An 18439-nucleotide genomic window follows, 5' to 3' on the forward strand; every position below is an offset into this window, starting at 1 on the left:
AGGCTCTTTTACTTGCGTAAAGCCTTGAGCAGCTTGGCTTTGCGCAGCACATGCAGCACGCTTTTCTCCAGCTCGGCGTAATCCTTGGAGAGCGCTCCTTTTCTGACAATGAAAACGATATCCAGATTGCCGGCAATTTCCGCCTCATGGTGACGGACAATCTCCTTGACCAGCCTTCTCATCCGGTTGCGGACTACGGCATTCCCGACCTTCTTGCTGACGGATATGCCCACCCGGAATCGTTCCACTTCTCTTCTGGGGAACCAATACACCACATACTGATGATTCGCAAATGACTTCCCATGGCGGTATACGCGGCTGAAGTCGGCACGGTTTCGTAATCGTAGACTTTTGTGCACGGAAATCTCCTATTCAAATACCGGAATTGCTCCAGGCTCCGGAATTTCATCTTCTAATTAGTATTGTCATTCAAGGGAGACCATAAACAGTTACCGCGGCGGCCCTGGAGATCCCCTGCCAACAAACATAGACAGCTTGTGGAATTCTTATATCTTTAAAAAAAGCCCCGCAGTAGCGTTAACATCCCCTGCAGAGCCTATCATTTAATGTTGCAGCAGCAGAAGTAATGCGTGGGTTTCTGCTCGCTGAGCGTCATCCTGTTCTGCGCTATATATAGAAGAGAAATAAAAACAGCCGATGCATTCTGCAAATAAAGCGTAAAAAAGGACCACAGCAGTGGTCCCAAAGTGGCCTATCTTACGCACTCAAAACTTTTCTGCCTTTCAAGCGGCGGGCTGCCAGCACTTTGCGGCCGTTTTTCGTGCTCATTCTTTTGCGGAAACCATGCACCTTTTTGCGTTTGCTAACATTTGGTCTGAACGTCGGTCTCATGTATTGCACCTCCCTTACAGGAACATAATTACTGTCATATAAGCAGAAACGGACTAAGCCGTCCTTAAAGTAGGGACAGTATCTACAAGTATTATCAATTTAATTTGGAGACATATCCTCACAGAAAACACCTTTATATATTTAAACATATATTAGCGCCAAAAGTCAACCATGTCTCTTTCTCCCTCTTTTTCAGGTTGCTCCGCTTATCCACAAAGGAACACATCCAAAATAATAATCCACAGGCTTGTCCAGTTATCCACCTGTGATTAATTCCGGGCGGATTTTGCTCACAGGTGAGCACAACCTGTGTATAAAAAAATTGGCGCAGCCGCGGAAACTGTCGAACGGTAAACAAATTATCAACAATATGTAGTGGTGTGCCTAAAAATTATACACAAGTGATTGAATTTGTGGATAAAATGGCCTCGCTCATTGAAAAACAAGGGGCGTTTTGCTATGATAGTATTACTTTTGAATGTGAATAGATTTGTTTGTTCAATAAATTATCAACAAGCTGTGGATAAAGTTGTGAACAATTCAAATTTATCCATATTTTTTTGTCTCTTGAAGTTGCATACTGGGGATAAGATTCAGCACCAACCCATTTTCTTCGACATTTCCACTTCATGGCTGATGCCACATTTGGAAGATTTAAAGGAGTGACAGTCTGTGGACAGCCATACTTCCGAATTATGGCAGCAAATATTATCGATTATTCAAACCAAACTAAGCAAGCCGAGCTTCGATACCTGGTTCAAGGCCACCAAGGCCATGACGTTCAATTCCCAGGCTCTTATCATCTCGGCGCCTACAACCTTTGCCGTAGAATGGCTGGAAAGTCGCTATACCAAACTGGTAGGAGCAACGGTATATGAAGTTACCGGACAGCAGGTGGAAGTCAAATTTGTCATTGAGGAGAACAAGCCCTCTGAGCCTGTAGTTCAGCAAAGTGCGCCTACTCCCGTTGTTTCGCGCGAAGAGGCACAGACTCATTTGCTCAATCCCAAATACACCTTCGACACGTTCGTGATCGGTTCAGGCAACCGTTTTGCGCATGCAGCCTCCCTTGCTGTAGCCGAAGCGCCGGCCAAAGCCTATAACCCTCTGTTTCTGTATGGAGGCGTAGGTCTCGGAAAGACTCACCTTATGCATGCGATCGGCCATTATGTGCTGGAGCATAACCCCAATAACAAGGTGATTTACATCTCCTCCGAGAAGTTCACGAATGAATTCATCAACTCCATCCGTGATAACCGCGGCGAAAGCTTCCGCAACAAGTACCGCAATGTTGACATTTTGCTGATTGACGACATCCAATTCCTGGCCGGCAAGGAGTCCACGCAGGAGGAATTTTTCCATACGTTCAATGCTCTTCACGAAGAACGCAAGCAAATTATCATCTCCAGCGACCGGCCTCCCAAGGAAATTCCCACTCTGGAAGAACGGCTGCGTTCCCGGTTCGAATGGGGACTGATCACAGATATCCAGCCCCCCGATCTTGAGACGCGGATTGCCATTCTGCGCAAGAAGGCCAAGGCGGAGAACCTGGATATCCCGAACGAAGCCATGATGTACATTGCCAACCAGATCGACACGAATATCCGGGAGCTTGAAGGCGCGCTGATCCGTGTTGTGGCTTATTCTTCCCTGACGAACCAGGATGTGACGACACATCTGGCAGCCGAAGCGCTGAAGGATATCATCCCTTCGAGCCGTCCGAAGATGATCACCATTAACGATATTCAGCAAAAAGTCGGTGAATACTACAATTTGCGCATGGAGGACTTCAAAGCGCGGAAACGCACGAAGGCTGTGGCTTTTCCAAGGCAGATTGCCATGTATCTCTCCCGCGAGCTGACGGATTATTCGCTTCCTAAGATCGGCGAGGCCTTCGGAGGACGCGATCATACGACCGTTATCCATGCCCATGAGAAGATTACGCAGCAATTAAAGGTGGACCAGGAGCTCTATAAAGTGGTAAATAATCTTTCGGAGAAAATTAAAAATCCTTCCTAAGAGGAACAAAGAGCCTATACACAATCTATACACATGTGGGTAGGCTTAATTTTATGCTGTTTAGCCACTTATCCACATAAACGGAGCCCCTACTACTAATACTATTAAATAACTATAATAATTCATCTTCTAAGAGCAGGTTTCAAAGAGCATTTACGTACACCCATTTCCCAATTTTTCAGCTAGGAGTGAAATCATGAAAATCAGCATTCTCAAAAACGAGCTTAACGAATCCATCGGCCATGTCTCCAAGGCAATCTCCAGCAGAACAACTATCCCTATTCTGACCGGTATTAAGTTTGAGGTTAGCCATCAGGGCGTTACACTGACTGCAAGTGATACGGATATTTCCATTCAGTCCTTCATCCCTGCCGAGAATGACAGCCAGACGATCGTCAAGGTAGAGCAGCCGGGCAGCGTAGTGCTTCCCGCCAAATTTTTCGTTGAGATTATCAAGAAGCTTCCCTCCAAAGAAATTCACATGGAAGTCAAGGAAGGCTTCCAGACCTATATCTCCTCCGGCTCTACGGAGATTCAGATCGTGGGTCTTGATCCTGAAGAATTCCCGGTTCTGCCAAGCATTGAGGAGAATGAAACCATCTCCATGCCGGGTGATTTGCTGAAGAATATGATCAAGCAGACCGCCTTCTCCATCTCCACCCAAGAGACCACACCGATCCTGACAGGCATTCTGTGGAATCTGGCCGACAATGAATTCAAGTTCACGGCTACCGACCGCCACCGGCTCGCAACCAGAGCTGCCCACCTGGAAGGCACAGAGAATATCCAGTTCGCGAATATTGTCATTGCCGGCAAAACGCTGAACGAGCTGAGCAAAATTATCCCTGATCAGAATATGCTGGTGGATATTGTCGTCGCCGATAACCAGGTGCTGTTCAAAATCGACAAAGTGCTGTTCTATTCGCGGATTCTGGATGGCATTTATCCGGATACTTCTAGAATTATTCCAACCACCTACAAAACAGAACTAACTTTGGACACAAAAAAATTAAGCGAATCGATTGACCGTGCTTATTTGCTGTCCCGTGAAGAGAAAACGAACATCGTCCGGATGCAGACCCTGGAAAACGGTGATGTGGAGATCTCTTCCAGTTCGTCGGAGCTGGGGAAGGTCCGTGAAGAGCTGGAAGTTATCGATTTCAAAGGCGAGCCGCTGCGCATCTCCTTCAACTCCAAATATATGCTCGATGTGCTGAAGGTGGTGGAGAGTGAGCAGCTCGTGATCGCCTTCACCGGTATGATGAGCCCGATTATTCTCAGACCGCTCGATGAGAGCCGCAGCCTGTATGTGATTTTGCCGTACCGGACAACTAATTAACGCCCTGTCCATCAACATGTGGATAAGTGGCTGAAAGGATTAAAATCATGAAAAAAATAGTTATCCACAGTGGATACATTAAGCTCGACCAGTTCCTGAAGCTCGCTGATTGTGTATCCACAGGGGGGATGGCCAAGGCGCTGCTGCAGGAAGGGCATGTGCAGGTGAACGGAGAGGTTGAAGAACGCCGTGGCCGGAAGCTCTACCCGGGTGATAGAATAGAGGTACAGGATAACGGCGTGTTTGAAGTTGAGGGCGGCGGAGTCAAGGAGGAGTAACCCTAAGGAGGAACAGGCTCTTGTTTGTCAAAAATATCGGACTGCAGGATTACCGCAACTATGGGCTGCTGCGTCTTGAGCATCTGGGCGATGTGAATCTCATTCTCGGACAGAACGCCCAGGGCAAAACCAATCTCATGGAGGCTTTGTTTGTCCTGGCGATGACCAAAAGCCACCGGACCTCCAAGGACAAGGAGCTGATCTCCTTCGATGCCCCGGCGGGCTCTGCACAGATTGTTGCTGAAGTAGAGCGCAAATACGGGGATCTTAAGCTGGAGCTGACCCTGTCCCCGCAGGGCAAGAAGGCCAGAATTAACGGACTGGAGCAACGGCGGCTCAGTGAATTCGTAGGCTCGCTGAACGTTGTAATGTTTGCCCCGGAGGATCTGGAGATTGTTAAAGGCACCCCGGGCATCCGGCGCCGGTTCCTTGACATGGAGATTGGCCAGGTTCAGCCGAGCTACCTGTTTCATCTGCAGCAGTACCAGAAAATCCTCCTCCAGCGGGGCAATTTGCTGAAGCAGTTATGGGGCAAGGAGGCTGGCGGCCGGGAGCTTTTGGACATCTGGGATGCCCAACTTGTAGAACATGGTGTTAAAATCGTCAAAAAAAGGAAACAATTCATAAAGAAGCTGCAGATATGGGCAGAAAGCATCCACCGGGGCATCACAAACGGCGGAGAAGAGCTCAAGCTGCTCTATGTCCCCTCGTTTGGTGAGCGTGAAGAGGAAGATGAAGCTGTCTTATTGGACAAATTTATGTTAAAGTTATCACAAACAAGAGATCAGGAAATCAGGCGCGGCATGACGCTGACGGGTCCCCATCGGGATGACCTGTCCTTTTTTATCAACGGAAGAGAAGCTCAGGTCTACGGTTCCCAAGGGCAGCAACGTACGGCAGCTTTATCGCTCAAGCTGGCGGAAATTGAACTGATCCATGAGGAGATCGGAGAATACCCTGTGCTGCTTCTTGATGATGTTTTGTCCGAACTTGATCCCTATCGTCAGACCCAGCTTATCGAAACCTTTCAGAGCAAGGTGCAGACCTTCATCACTGCCACCGGTGTTGAGGGACTGAATGCTGATAAACTAAAGGGTGCAATCCTGTATCATGTTCATGGCGGCAAAGTGGGGTTATAAAGAGCGGAGGAAGACCATGTATATTCATTTGGGCGGAGAAAAAATTATTCGATCCTCAGAGCTGATTGCTATATTTGATATATCGATTGAGAAATCCTCCAAGGTATCGAAGCAGTTTATGACTCATTCCCAGCAGGATAAGAAGCTGGAACGCATTGGTGAAGAGGAAGCGAAGTCTATTGTCGTGACCAGGAATACTGTCTACTACTCCCCGATCTCCTCCTCCACTCTCAAAAAAAGAGCCAAGATCTTGTTAGAAATATAGGTTTCGTAAGTTACAAGAGATAATCTGAAAGAAGTAGGTGAAGGCATGTCAATGAATCAACCGACATATGATGAGAGCCAGATTCAGGTACTGGAAGGGCTGGAAGCAGTTCGGAAACGTCCCGGCATGTACATTGGCTCCACCAGCTCCAAAGGTCTGCATCATTTGGTCTGGGAGGTTGTCGATAATAGTATTGATGAGGCGCTGGCAGGTTTTTGCGACCGGATTCAAGTCATAATTACTGAAAATAATAGTGTGACTGTTATTGACAATGGGCGAGGAATTCCTGTCGGTGAGAACGTCAAGCTGAAGAAGTCCACGCTTGAAGTGGTCATGACTGTCCTGCATGCAGGCGGTAAGTTCGGCGGCGGGGGTTACAAGGTGTCCGGCGGTCTTCACGGCGTAGGGATCTCTGTAGTTAACGCCTTGTCCGAGAAGGTAGTTGTCACTGTTAAACGTGACGGGCATGTCTACCAACAGGAGTACAACCGCGGCGTGCCGCAATATGACATCAAAGTGATCGGGGATACAGAGGAGACGGGGACCACCACTACCTTCCACCCGGACCCGGATATTTTTACCGAAACCACTACTTTTGAATACTCCACGCTCCTTACCCGTATCCGCGAGCTGGCCTTCCTGAACAAGGGCATTGAGCTGTCACTGCTGGATGAACGGACCGGAGTCAACAATACGTTCAAGTATGAAGGCGGTATTGTGGAGTATGTGAAATACCTTAACGAGAAAAAAGAAGCTCTTCATGAGGATCCGATCTACGTGGAAGGCTCACGGGATATGATCGCGGTTGAAGTAGCTCTCCAATATAACGATTCATATACAGAGAATATCTATTCATTCGCCAACAATATCAATACCCACGAGGGCGGAACGCATGAATCCGGCTTCAAGAGCGCCTTGACGCGGATCATTAATGATTACGCACGCAAGGCCGGCGTGATCAAGGATAGCAGCCAGAATCTGACCGGGGACGATGTCCGTGAAGGTCTGACGGCGATTATTTCCGTCAAAATCCCTGAGCCGCAGTTCGAAGGCCAAACCAAGACCAAGCTCGGCAACAGTGAAGTCCGCGGAATTGTAGAATCACTGTTCGGCGAGAAGCTGCAGGAGTTCCTGGAAGAGAACCCTGCCGTCTCACGTAAGGTGCTGGAGAAGTCATTGCAGGCTTCCCGTGCCCGTGAAGCGGCCAAAAAGGCCCGTGAGCTGACCCGCCGCAAAAGTGCGCTTGAAGTCAGCGCCCTGCCGGGTAAGCTGGCAGACTGCTCCTCCAAGGATGCGTCCATCAGTGAGCTGTACATCGTCGAAGGTGACTCGGCCGGAGGATCTGCCAAGCAGGGCCGGGACCGTCACTTCCAGGCTATCCTGCCGCTGCGCGGCAAGATCCTGAACGTGGAGAAGGCCCGGCTGGACCGGATCTTGTCCAATGCGGAAATCCGGGCGATTATCACCGCACTGGGGACCGGGATCAGTGATGATTTCGACCTCTCGAAGGCGCGTTACCACAAGGTTGTCATCATGACCGATGCGGACGTCGACGGCGCCCATATCCGAACACTGCTGCTGACCTTCTTCTACCGCTACATGCGGAAGATTGTTGACGCAGGGTATATCTATATCGCCCAGCCGCCGCTCTTCAAGATCGAGCGCAACAAGGTTGTGCGCTATGCACAGACCGAGAAGGAGCGCGATGAGATCATTGCTGCCTTCGGTGAGAACGTGAAGGTTAACGTTCAGCGCTACAAAGGTCTGGGTGAGATGAACGCCGCTCAGCTGTGGGACACGACGATGGACCCTGAGAGCCGCACCATGCTGCAGGTGACCATTGAGGATGCCATGCTGGCGGACAGCATCTTTGATACCCTGATGGGTGACAATGTCGAACCGCGCCGTGAATTCATTCAGGAGCATGCGCAATCGGTTAAGAACCTGGATATTTAAGCCGCACATAGCGAACCTCCGGATTATCCCTTGCGGATGAAGCCGGAGGTTTTTTAGTAATCAAGAGGGGGATATATCCTGCCGCTTGAATACATAGAGCTAGAAGTTTGATATTCGCTTGCGGCGGCTGGTCACGGACTTCCGGTTAGGCTTCAAACGTCCATAGGCCACAGCGTAACGGTGGATTCTGCGGTAAATTGCTTTGTTCTTGAACAATTTGAAGACAATGATGGAGGGTAAGGTGTTTACTTCAAGCAGCCATAGATCGTGATGCTGGTCGATGGCTACATCAAGCCCCAGCTCCTTAAGGCCTGGATAAGCCGTTTCGAGCTGTGCGCCGATTCGAACGCCCAGCGATTTGAGCTGCTGGGTAGTCGCAGACATTTCGTCAGAGGTCATATGCTCCTTGAACAGGGCATCTACCGGAAAAACACTGCCCCCGCTGTGATAATTCGTGATCACCTTCTGCGGTGCGGCGACCCGGCCAAGCATGCCTGTAGTCTCCCAGCTGCCCTGGGGATTCTTTTGGGTAAGCACCCGCAGGTCGAAGGGGCGCTCCTGATGCTGCAGCAGATCAATGCCCTGCTGGACCAGATAGCTGCGGTCTTTAATCCGCGGCACCAGTGCGGCATGAAGCTCTTCAGGGTTATTAAAGACCTCGGCGTCCTTCGCATACCTGAGAATATACATCAGCTTCGGCTCTGCCGGTACTTCTGCTTCAATGTCTGCAACTGCTGTCTCCGGTTCACGGGTCTCCGGCTGCTGCCCGCTGGGACTTAAGTGTACAACCCTCTGCTCGGCTCTCATCACTCCGCTGCCATAGGTGCCGCGGTCGGGCTTTATATATACCGTGCCATGCAGATGCAGCATTTCTTTCAGATCCTCCAGGCCGTATTTGCGCGTTTCCGGAATATAGACCGATAGCTGACGGTTTTGCAGAATGACTTTCGTTTTTGCCCATTTGCTGGACACGCGTTGAATCTTCATGTTCTGCCTCCGTTTCTTTACGCATAGCGAATTTTCAGGACAAGCAAACAAAAAAATGTTATAATATAAGGATATGAGATTATGCTTTTTGGGACGAAAACAGGGGCATGAAGCCAATTCTCTTGTCTCTACAGTCTATGTACTGAAGACAGCAGCGGAGAGGGCGTATACCCTTATCCGTACTAAAAGAAAATCAATATAGACGATAACAGGCTATCATGTTTAATTGTGCTGGTTTTGTGAAAGTAATATAATATAGGGTAGCGGTTTTTAACTGAAGGAGGTCCACCAACTCATGGCTGAACAAAATAACCCGCAAGTCAAAGATCGGGACATTGGCGTGGAAATGCGCGAATCCTTTATGGATTACGCAATGAGCATCATTGTAAGCCGGGCTTTGCCGGATGTGCGGGATGGACTTAAGCCTGTTCACCGACGCATTTTGTTTGCGATGTCGGAACTTGGTATGTCCTCGGATAAGCCACATAAGAAGTCAGCTAGAATCGTCGGTGAGGTTATCGGTAAGTATCACCCACACGGTGACTCAGCAGTCTATGAAACAATGGTACGTATGGCACAGGACTTCTCCATGCGCTATATGCTTGTAGACGGTCATGGTAACTTCGGTTCCATAGACGGAGACATGGCGGCTGCAATGCGTTATACAGAAGCACGTTTGTCCAAAATTGCCGGAGAAATGCTCCGTGACCTGAACAAGGAGACCGTTGACTTCGCGCCCAACTATGATGGTGAAGAGAACGAGCCTGTAGTCTTGCCGGCACGTTATCCCAATCTGCTGGTCAATGGTGTAGGCGGGATTGCGGTGGGGATGGCAACCAACATTCCTCCGCATAACCTCGGTGAGGTTATTGACGGTGTGCAGGCGATGATCAAGAATCCTGATATTACGCCTATGGAGCTTATGGAATATATTCAAGGCCCGGATTTCCCGACGGCCGGATATATTCTGGGCCGTGAAGGCATCCGTCAGGCCTACCGCACGGGACGCGGATCGGTTACCATGCGTGCCAAAGCGGTCATTGAAGAGAATAACGGCAAGGCCCGGATTATTGTGCATGAGCTTCCTTACCAGGTCAACAAAGCCCGGCTCGTGGAGAAGATTGCGGAGCTGGTGCGTGAGAAGCGCATCGAGGGCATTACGGATCTGCGTGATGAGTCTGACCGTAACGGAATGCGCGTAGTGGTTGAAATGAGACGGGATGTGAATCCGAGTGTTGTACTCAACAATCTCTACAAGCATACTTCTATGCAGTCCACCTTCGGGATCAACATGCTGGCTATTGTCAACAATGAACCGAAGATTCTGAATCTGCGCGATGTGTTGTATCACTATCTGCAGCATCAGATCGAAGTCATCCGCCGCCGGACGATCTTCGACCTTAAGAAGGCGGAGGCACGGGCGCATATTCTGGAAGGTCTGCGTATTGCCCTGGATCATCTGGATGAGGTCATTGCCCTGATCCGCGCCTCACGCACTACCGACATTGCCCGGGAAGGTCTGATGGAGACCTTCAGTCTAAGCGTAGAGCAGGCCCAGGCGATCCTCGATATGCGGATGCAGCGCCTGACCGGTCTGGAACGCGAGAAGATCGAGAACGAATATAACGAGCTTTTGGCCAAAATTGCCGAATACCGTGAGATTCTGGCCAATGAGCATCTTGTGCTGGATATTATCAGCAATGAGCTGCAGGAGATTCGGGATAAGTACTCCGATGACCGCCGTACAGAAATTACGGTTGGGGAAGAAAGCATCCTCGACGAGGATCTGATTCCGCGTGAAGAGGTTGTTATCACGATTACCCACACCGGTTACATCAAACGTCTTCCGGTCAACACCTACCGCAGCCAGAAGCGCGGCGGACGCGGTGTCATCGGGATGGACACCAAGGACCAGGACTTTGTGGAGCATCTCTTCGTGAGTAACTCCCATAACTACCTGATGTTCTTCACTGATAAGGGTAAAGTGTACCGGATTAAGGCTTATGAGATTCCGGAGCTTGGACGGACTGCCCGGGGAACGCCGATCATCAACCTGATTCAAATTGAGCAGGGTGAGAAGATCAGCGCGGTCATCCAGGTAGAGGAAGCGGACAGTGACAAGTACCTGTTCTTCGCTACCCGCGAGGGAATTGTGAAGAAGACGCCTCTGGAAGATTACAACAACATCCGTAAGGGTGGCCTGATTGCAATCAATCTCCGTGAGGAGGATTCACTGATTGAGGTGAAGCTGACAGACGGTGAGCAGAATCTGATTATCGGTACTGCACGCGGAATGTCGATTACCTTCTCGGAGAATGATGTGCGTTCCATGGGCCGCAGCGCTACCGGGGTTAAGGGGATCACGCTTGATTCCAATGACCATGTTATTGGCATGGACTGCGTAGACCAGGAGCTTGAGGTGCTGATCGTAACCACCAAGGGCTATGGTAAGCGGACACCTGCTGCTGACTACCGGTCCCAGACCCGCGGCGGTAAAGGCATCAAGACCATTAACCTTACGGATAAGAACGGGCCGGTTGTCGGGCTGAAGGTCGTCAAGCAGGACGAGGACCTGATGATTATTACGACCAGCGGTACCCTGATCCGTACCAGCATGGACGGAATATCCACCATGGGCCGTTATGCGCAGGGCGTTAAGCTGATTAATATCCGTGAGGATGATGCTGTAGCTACACTGTGCAGAGCGGACAAAGAGGATGAAGAGCTGTCTGAGCATGAGGATGGCGAAGACTTCGTTCAAGAAGTTCCGGCAGAAGGCGATGGCGAAGCCAGCCAGCCTGAAGCGGACGCTGTGGACGAAGACGACAATCTCGAATAATATTTTGCAGGAGAGCATGGGTTTCTGATCTACAGAAGCCTATGCTCTTTTTTTGTACCCTCGCAATGAGTAAACGGGGAATTCTCTATCTAGCCGCTTCCCGGGTTCCATACTATAATTAGAGAATTACAGGTGTCACCGACATAAAGGGGCTTAAGGTATGCCAAACATATCCGTTGGAGAGATTAAAGCGGGTTCAAAGATTATAAAGGATGTAATTACTCCTTTAGGGGGAGTATTATTCGGGAAGGGGAAGATCATTCTCCCCCGGGATATTGAAATTTTGCAGGCTTTTTTGATCGGACAGGTCGAGATTGAAGGGGCGCATGGGGAAGACAAACCGGCAGAGAGCGCTAGACCGGCAGTGAAGCAGCAAGCGGCCAAGGCGGGGGCTCTAATTAATGAGTCGGTGCTGTCCAAGAGCAATTCTCCGCTTCACGATGAGTATGAGAAAATGCTGGTGCTAATCAAGCAAAGCTACCGCGCAGCGGCCGCTGCGGCGTTGCCGATCTTCGAACTGCGGAGTCAGCTGGAGCTGCTGATCACCCATTTGAAGGATTACCATGTCTTAAAGTTTGCGCCGCGTGTGCTGATTGACCAGGAATATAACTATCATAATGCGGTCTTGTCTGCCCTGACCTCCTATCGAATTGCCCAGTGGTGCGGATATCCGCAGAAGGACTGGATGCAGGCTGCTTTTGCCGGCTTGCTGCACGATATAGGTAACATTAAGGTAGACGAAGCGCTGCTGCAGAAGCCAACCCCTCTAAGCGGTGCAGAGATTGACGAGGTACGCAGGCACACTACATACGGTTATCAGCTGCTGCGCAATGTTACAGCCATTAACGAAGGGGTTAGACTCGCCGCCTTGCAACACCATGAGAAGATAGACGGTTCAGGGTACCCGCTTAGGCTGGATGGCAGCCAGATTCATTTCTACGCCAAGATTGTGGCAGTCGCCGATATCTTCCATGCCATGACGCTGGGAAAAGCCTACAGAAAGGCACAGTCGCCTTATCTGGTATTGGAGCAGCTGCAGAAGGAGAGCTTCGGGAAGCTCGATCCGGTAATCGTACAGACCTTCATTCAAAAGACGACAGACCTTTACAACGGTACACGGATACGGCTCAGCGATGGGCGTCATGGGGAAATCATCTTTACTGACCGTAACAACCCGACAAGACCCATGGTTCAGGTTGAAGGAAACATCGTTAATCTCATCAATGAACGGGAGCTGCATATTAAGGAGATTATTGCTTAAGCACACGGACAAAGGAGTAGAGCTATGCTAACTTGCTTGCCGGGCTATGGCTGGTTAGGGGAAGCGTAGCTTTTAGATAATGAGTATGAAATAATGCTTGCAATGAATCTCTATCCGTGATATATTCTATTTCTGGCCGCGAAACATCACGCCGAGCTCGAACAAGAAATTGAAAAAAGAGCTTGCATTGATCGGCTGAACGTGATATATTATAAGAGTTGCTGGTGACGATAACATCGCCGCTAACAACGAGCTTGATCTTTGAAAACTGAACAACGAGTGAGTATCTGGAGATCACTTCGGTGAGATCCAAAATTAGAGAATGTAAATTCTCGTCAGATGTTTCAAAATGAGCAATCGCTCTTTCTAAATACCAATTTGGAGAGTTTGATCCTGGCTCAGGACGAACGCTGGCGGCGTGCCTAATACATGCAAGTCGAGCGGAGTGTGAAAGGAAGCTTGCTTCCTTTCAGACTTAGCGGCGGACGGGTGAGTAACACGTAGGCAACCTGCCCTCAAGCCTGGGATAACTACCGGAAACGGTAGCTAATACCGGATAATTTCTTTCTTCTCCTGAGGAGAGAATGAAAGGCGGAGCAATCTGCTGCTTGGGGATGGGCCTGCGGCGCATTAGCTAGTTGGTGGGGTAACGGCCCACCAAGGCGACGATGCGTAGCCGACCTGAGAGGGTGAACGGCCACACTGGGACTGAGACACGGCCCAGACTCCTACGGGAGGCAGCAGTAGGGAATCTTCCGCAATGGGCGCAAGCCTGACGGAGCAACGCCGCGTGAGTGATGAAGGTTTTCGGATCGTAAAGCTCTGTTGCCAGGGAAGAACGTCCGGTAGAGTAACTGCTACCGGAGTGACGGTACCTGAGAAGAAAGCCCCGGCTAACTACGTGCCAGCAGCCGCGGTAATACGTAGGGGGCAAGCGTTGTCCGGAATTATTGGGCGTAAAGCGCGCGCAGGCGGTTATTTAAGTCTGGTGTTTAAACCTTGGGCTCAACCTGAGGTCGCACTGGAAACTGGGTGACTTGAGTACAGAAGAGGAAAGTGGAATTCCACGTGTAGCGGTGAAATGCGTAGATATGTGGAGGAACACCAGTGGCGAAGGCGACTTTCTGGGCTGTAACTGACGCTGAGGCGCGAAAGCGTGGGGAGCAAACAGGATTAGATACCCTGGTAGTCCACGCCGTAAACGATGAGTGCTAGGTGTTAGGGGTTTCGATACCCTTGGTGCCGAAGTTAACACAGTAAGCACTCCGCCTGGGGAGTACGGTCGCAAGACTGAAACTCAAAGGAATTGACGGGGACCCGCACAAGCAGTGGAGTATGTGGTTTAATTCGAAGCAACGCGAAGAACCTTACCAGGTCTTGACATCCAACTAACGAAGCAGAGATGCATCAGGTGCCCTTCGGGGAAAGTTGAGACAGGTGGTGCATGGTTGTCGTCAGCTCGTGTCGTGAGATGTTGGGTTAAGTCCCGCAACGAGCGCAACCCTTGACTTTAGTTGCCAGCAGGTGAAGCTGGGCACTCTAGAGTGACTGCCGGTGACAAACCGGAGGAAGGTGGGGATGACGTCAAATCATCATGCCCCTTATGACCTGGGCTACACACGTACTACAATGGCCGGTACAACGGGAAGCGAAGCCGCGAGGTGGAGCCAATCCCAGCAAAGCCGGTCTCAGTTCGGATTGCAGGCTGCAACTCGCCTGCATGAAGTCGGAATTGCTAGTAATCGCGGATCAGCATGCCGCGGTGAATACGTTCCCGGGTCTTGTACACACCGCCCGTCACACCACGAGAGTTTACAACACCCGAAGTCGGTGGGGTAACCCGCAAGGGAGCCAGCCGCCGAAGGTGGGGTAGATGATTGGGGTGAAGTCGTAACAAGGTAGCCGTATCGGAAGGTGCGGCTGGATCACCTCCTTTCTATGGAGAATCGTCTTCTGCAATGAAGACATTCAAATCGGAAGTATTACTTCCACAACTCAGGTTTAGGCCTGTTACTCACTCGTTGGTCAGTTTTGAGAGTTTAAGCTCTCATCTTTACCTTGATCCTTGAAAACTGGATACCGAAACGAATTTGCGTTTTAGAACATCTTTTAGCTGAAACTTGTGTAAGCAAGTTGAAATAGTTATTAGTTGCTACCGTGATTTTCCTTAGGGGAAACGCATTGGTTAAGCTACTAAGAGCACACGGAGGATGCCTAGGCGCCAGGAGCCGACGAAGGACGTGGCGAACAACGAAACTGCCTCGGGGAGCTGTAAGCAAGCTTTGATCCGGGGGTGTCCGAATGGGGAAACCCAGCTGTGGTAATTCGCAGTTACTCGTATCTGAATACATAGGATACGCAGAGGCAGACCAGGGGAACTGAAACATCTAAGTACCCTGAGGAAGAGAAAACAATAGTGATTCCGTCAGTAGCGGCGAGCGAACGCGGAACAGCCTAAACCAAGGGGCTTGCCTCTTGGGGTTGTGGGACGTCTCACATGGAGTTACAAAGGAATTCAGTAGGTGAAGAGGTCTGGAAAGGCCCGCGATAGAGGTAAAAGCCCTGTAACCTAAACTGTGTTCTCTCCGAGACGGATCCCGAGTAGTGCGGGGCACGTGAAACCCCGTATGAATCCAGCAGGACCATCTGCTAAGGCTAAATACTACCTGGCGACCGATAGTGAAACAGTACCGTGAGGGAAAGGTGAAAAGCACCCCGGAAGGGGAGTGAAATAGAACCTGAAACCGTGTGCTTACAAAAAGTCAGAGCCCTTTCTATGGGTGATGGCGTGCCTTTTGTAGAATGAACCGGCGAGTTACGTTTAACATGCAAGGTTAAGGTGAGAAGCCGGAGCCGCAGCGAAAGCGAGTCTGAATAGGGCGATTAAGTATGTGGACGTAGACCCGAAACCGTGTGATCTACCCCTGTCCAGGGTGAAGGTGCGGTAACACGCACTGGAGGCCCGAACCCACGCATGTTGAAAAATGCGGGGATGAGGTGGGGGTAGCGGAGAAATTCCAATCGAACTCGGAGATAGCTGGTTCTCCCCGAAATAGCTTTAGGGCTAGCCTCGGTGAATGGAGTGGTGGAGGTAGAGCACTGATTGGGTGCGGGGCCCGCAAGGGTTACCAAGCTCAGTCAAACTCCGAATGCCATTTACTTCTTGCCGGGAGTCAGACAGTGAGTGCTAAGATCCATTGTCAAAAGGGAAACAGCCCAGACCATCAGCTAAGGTCCCCAAGTGTGTGTTAAGTGGGAAAGGATGTGGAGTTGCACAGACAACCAGGATGTTGGCTTAGAAGCAGCCACCATTGAAAGAGTGCGTAATAGCTCACTGGTCGAGTGACTCTGCGCCGAAAATGTAACGGGGCTAAACACACCACCGAAGCTATGGCTAGATACTTTGTATCTGGGGTAGGGGAGCGTTGTATGTAGGTTGAAGGTGTACCGTAAGGAGCGCTGGACAGCATACAAGTGAGAATGCCGGTATGAGTAACGAAAAGATCAGTGAGAATCTGATCCGCCGAAAGCCCAAGGTTTCCTGAGGAAGGCTCGTCCGCTCAGGGTAAGTCGGGACCTAAGGCGAGGCCGACAGGCGTAGTCGAAGGACAACAGTTTGAAATTACTGTACCACCGTAATCCGCTATGAGCGATGGGGTGACGCAGGAGGGTAGTGACGCGGACTGATGGATGTCCGTCTAAGCAGTGAGGCTGGTGTGTAGGCAAATCCGCACATCGTTAAGGCTGGGCTGTGATGGGGAGCGAAAATTATAGTAGCGAAGGTCATGATCTCACACTGCCAAGAAAAGCCTCTAGTCAGGAGAAGGTGCCCGTACCGCAAACCGACACAGGTAGGCGAGAAGAGAATTCTAAGGCGCGCGGAAGAACTCTCGTTAAGGAACTCGGCAAAATGACCCCGTAACTTCGGGAGAAGGGGTGCCTCGGTAGGGTGAATAGCCCGAGGGGGCCGCAGTGAAAAGGCCCAAGCGACTGTTTAGCAAAAACACAGGTCTGTGCGAAGCCGTAAGGCGAAGTATACGGGCTGACGCCTGCCCGGTGCTGGAAGGTTAAGGGGAGCGGTTAGGGGTAACCCGAAGCTGTGAACCGAAGCCCCAGTAAACGGCGGCCGTAACTATAACGGTCCTAAGGTAGCGAAATTCCTTGTCAGGTAAATTCTGACCCGCACGAATGGCGTAACGACTTGGGCGCTGTCTCAACGAGAGATCCGGTGAAATTTTAATACCTGTGAAGATGCAGGTTACCCGCGACAAGACGGAAAGACCCCATGGAGCTTTACTGCAGCTTGATATTGAATTTGGGTACGATCTGTACAGGATAGGTGGGAGCCGGTGAGGCAGGAGCGCAAGCTTCTGCGGAGGCGCCGTTGGGATACCACCCTGATCGTATCTAGGTTCTAACCTAGTGCCCTTAGCGGGTACGGGGACCGTGTCAGGCGGGCAGTTTGACTGGGGCGGTCGCCTCCTAAAGAGTAACGGAGGCGTTCAAAGGTTCCCTCAGAATGGTTGGAAATCATTCGCAGAGTGCAAAGGCATAAGGGAGCTTGACTGCGAGACCTACAAGTCGAGCAGGGACGAAAGTCGGACTTAGTGATCCGGTGGTACCGCATGGAAGGGCCATCGCTCAACGGATAAAAGCTACCCTGGGGATAACAGGCTTATCTCCCCCAAGAGTCCACATCGACGGGGAGGTTTGGCACCTCGATGTCGGCTCATCGCATCCTGGGGCTGAAGTAGGTCCCAAGGGTTGGGCTGTTCGCCCATTAAAGCGGTACGCGAGCTGGGTTCAGAACGTCGTGAGACAGTTCGGTCCCTATCTGTCGTGGGCGCAGGAAATTTGAGAGGAGCTGTCCTTAGTACGAGAGGACCGGGATGGACGTACCGCTGGTGCATCAGTTGTTCCGCCAGGAGCATGGCTGAGTAGCTACGTACGGACGGGATAAGCGCTGAAAGCATCTAAGCGTGAAGCCCCCCTCAAGATGAGATTTCCCAATTAGTAAGACCCCTTGAAGACGACGAGGTAGATAGGTTGGAGGTGGAAGTGCAGCAATGCATGGAGCTGACCAATACTAATCGGTCGAGGGCTTATCCAAATTTCTAACACGCAGATTCGTTTCGGATTCAGTTTTCAGGAATCAAATTCCTGAAGCATTTACGCTGTAAATGCCCGTTTGGTGGCGATAGCGGAGGGGTTCCACACGTACCCATCCCGAACACGACCGTTAAGCCCTCCAGCGCCGATGGTACTTGGACCGAAGGGTCCTGGGAGAGTAGGACGTTGCCAAGCACACATGAGCCATTGTCGAATTATCGACAATGGCTTTTTTGTATATCCGTATATATAAAAAGCGGGCAGGGGTGCGGTGTTTTATTATAAAAACGCTTACAAACGAGTGACATTTTTGTTACCGACGAGGCGATGGTTCCAAGTATAATGGAAAAGTGCAATAAATAAGCAAAAGCCTTAATACGAATGAACTACGTATA

The 18439-nt window shown here is 50.5% G+C and carries 11 protein-coding genes and 3 rRNA genes; 11 read left to right on the top strand and 3 right to left on the bottom strand.

Annotated elements, in window-relative coordinates; genetic code table 11:
* Nucleotides 1-8 precede the first annotated feature (8 nt).
* Together rnpA and rpmH are read right to left on the bottom strand one after the other, a co-directional pair.
* Complete coding sequence (gene rnpA, locus MKX51_RS31345; RefSeq protein WP_036699878.1) at nucleotides 9-359, bottom strand: ribonuclease P protein component; 351 nt, start codon at nucleotides 357-359, stop codon at nucleotides 9-11.
* Between the two features lie 358 nt (nucleotides 360-717).
* Entirely contained in the window at nucleotides 718-852 is a 135-nt protein-coding gene (gene rpmH, locus MKX51_RS31350) for a 50S ribosomal protein L34 (protein ID WP_039295761.1), read from the bottom strand.
* A 672-nt stretch (nucleotides 853-1524) separates the two neighbouring features.
* Here rpmH and dnaA point away from each other — a divergent pair.
* The 6 genes from dnaA to gyrB all read left to right on the top strand — a co-directional run bounded on the left by dnaA (nucleotide 1525) and on the right by gyrB (nucleotide 7848).
* Nucleotides 1525-2871, top strand: a complete 1347-nt coding sequence (gene dnaA / locus MKX51_RS31355) for a chromosomal replication initiator protein DnaA (protein ID WP_036699882.1) — start codon at nucleotides 1525-1527, stop codon at nucleotides 2869-2871.
* A 196-nt stretch (nucleotides 2872-3067) separates the two neighbouring features.
* Entirely contained in the window at nucleotides 3068-4210 is a 1143-nt protein-coding gene (gene dnaN, locus MKX51_RS31360; RefSeq protein ID WP_036728067.1) for a DNA polymerase III subunit beta, read from the top strand.
* A 47-nt stretch (nucleotides 4211-4257) separates the two neighbouring features.
* Nucleotides 4258-4488: a S4 domain-containing protein YaaA gene (yaaA, locus tag MKX51_RS31365; RefSeq protein ID WP_340945799.1), complete on the top strand. Its 231-nt coding sequence runs from the start codon at nucleotides 4258-4260 to the stop codon at nucleotides 4486-4488.
* Between the two features lie 20 nt (nucleotides 4489-4508).
* On the top strand, nucleotides 4509-5627 hold the full coding sequence (gene recF / locus MKX51_RS31370) for a DNA replication/repair protein RecF (protein ID WP_036728069.1): 1119 nt from the start codon (nucleotides 4509-4511) through the stop codon (nucleotides 5625-5627).
* A 16-nt stretch (nucleotides 5628-5643) separates the two neighbouring features.
* Entirely contained in the window at nucleotides 5644-5892 is a 249-nt protein-coding gene (remB, locus tag MKX51_RS31375) for an extracellular matrix regulator RemB (RefSeq protein ID WP_036728071.1), read from the top strand.
* Between the two features lie 45 nt (nucleotides 5893-5937).
* Nucleotides 5938-7848, top strand: coding sequence for a DNA topoisomerase (ATP-hydrolyzing) subunit B (gene gyrB, locus MKX51_RS31380; protein ID WP_340995159.1), 1911 nt, complete (start codon nucleotides 5938-5940; stop codon nucleotides 7846-7848).
* 99 nt (nucleotides 7849-7947) lie between these two features.
* Here the strand turns inward: gyrB and MKX51_RS31385 are convergent, their stop codons facing one another.
* Nucleotides 7948-8835 carry a YheC/YheD family protein gene (locus MKX51_RS31385; RefSeq protein WP_340995160.1) on the bottom strand — a complete coding sequence of 296 codons (888 nt, stop codon included), beginning with the start codon at nucleotides 8833-8835 and terminating at the stop codon, nucleotides 7948-7950.
* 295 nt (nucleotides 8836-9130) lie between these two features.
* Here MKX51_RS31385 and gyrA point away from each other — a divergent pair, with 295 nt between their 5' ends.
* The 5 genes from gyrA (at nucleotide 9131) to rrf (ending at nucleotide 18239) form a co-directional block, all read left to right on the top strand.
* The gene (gene gyrA / locus MKX51_RS31390; protein ID WP_340945790.1) at nucleotides 9131-11674 is read left to right on the top strand and encodes a DNA gyrase subunit A; all 2544 of its coding nucleotides are present in this window, start codon (nucleotides 9131-9133) and stop codon (nucleotides 11672-11674) included.
* A 160-nt stretch (nucleotides 11675-11834) separates the two neighbouring features.
* The gene (locus tag MKX51_RS31395) at nucleotides 11835-12935 is read left to right on the top strand and encodes an HD-GYP domain-containing protein (protein ID WP_340995161.1); all 1101 of its coding nucleotides are present in this window, start codon (nucleotides 11835-11837) and stop codon (nucleotides 12933-12935) included.
* Between the two features lie 375 nt (nucleotides 12936-13310).
* A 16S ribosomal RNA gene (locus MKX51_RS31400) occupies nucleotides 13311-14871 on the top strand.
* A 247-nt stretch (nucleotides 14872-15118) separates the two neighbouring features.
* A 23S ribosomal RNA gene (locus MKX51_RS31405) occupies nucleotides 15119-18045 on the top strand.
* Nucleotides 18046-18122: 77 nt separating this feature from the next.
* Nucleotides 18123-18239, top strand: a 5S ribosomal RNA gene (rrf, locus tag MKX51_RS31410).
* The 16S, 23S and 5S rRNA genes sit together here, the layout of an rRNA operon.
* Nucleotides 18240-18439 lie beyond the last annotated feature (200 nt).

The organism is Paenibacillus sp. FSL M7-0420, assembly GCF_038002345.1.
Classification (GTDB): Bacteria; Bacillota; Bacilli; order Paenibacillales; family Paenibacillaceae; genus Paenibacillus_AQ.

What these genes read in the sequence shown, in the direction of transcription:
- rpmH (WP_039295761.1), bottom strand. Translation starts at nt 852, where the DNA reads ATGAGACCGACGTTCAGACCAAATGTTAGCAAACGCAAAAAGGTGCAT.
- dnaN (WP_036728067.1), top strand. Translation starts at nt 3,068, where the DNA reads ATGAAAATCAGCATTCTCAAAAACGAGCTTAACGAATCCATCGGCCAT.
- yaaA (WP_340945799.1), top strand. Translation starts at nt 4,258, where the DNA reads ATGAAAAAAATAGTTATCCACAGTGGATACATTAAGCTCGACCAGTTC.
- remB (WP_036728071.1), top strand. Translation starts at nt 5,644, where the DNA reads ATGTATATTCATTTGGGCGGAGAAAAAATTATTCGATCCTCAGAGCTG.
- gyrB (WP_340995159.1), top strand. Translation starts at nt 5,938, where the DNA reads ATGTCAATGAATCAACCGACATATGATGAGAGCCAGATTCAGGTACTG.
- MKX51_RS31385 (WP_340995160.1), bottom strand. Translation starts at nt 8,835, where the DNA reads ATGAAGATTCAACGCGTGTCCAGCAAATGGGCAAAAACGAAAGTCATT.
- gyrA (WP_340945790.1), top strand. Translation starts at nt 9,131, where the DNA reads ATGGCTGAACAAAATAACCCGCAAGTCAAAGATCGGGACATTGGCGTG.
- MKX51_RS31395 (WP_340995161.1), top strand. Translation starts at nt 11,835, where the DNA reads ATGCCAAACATATCCGTTGGAGAGATTAAAGCGGGTTCAAAGATTATA.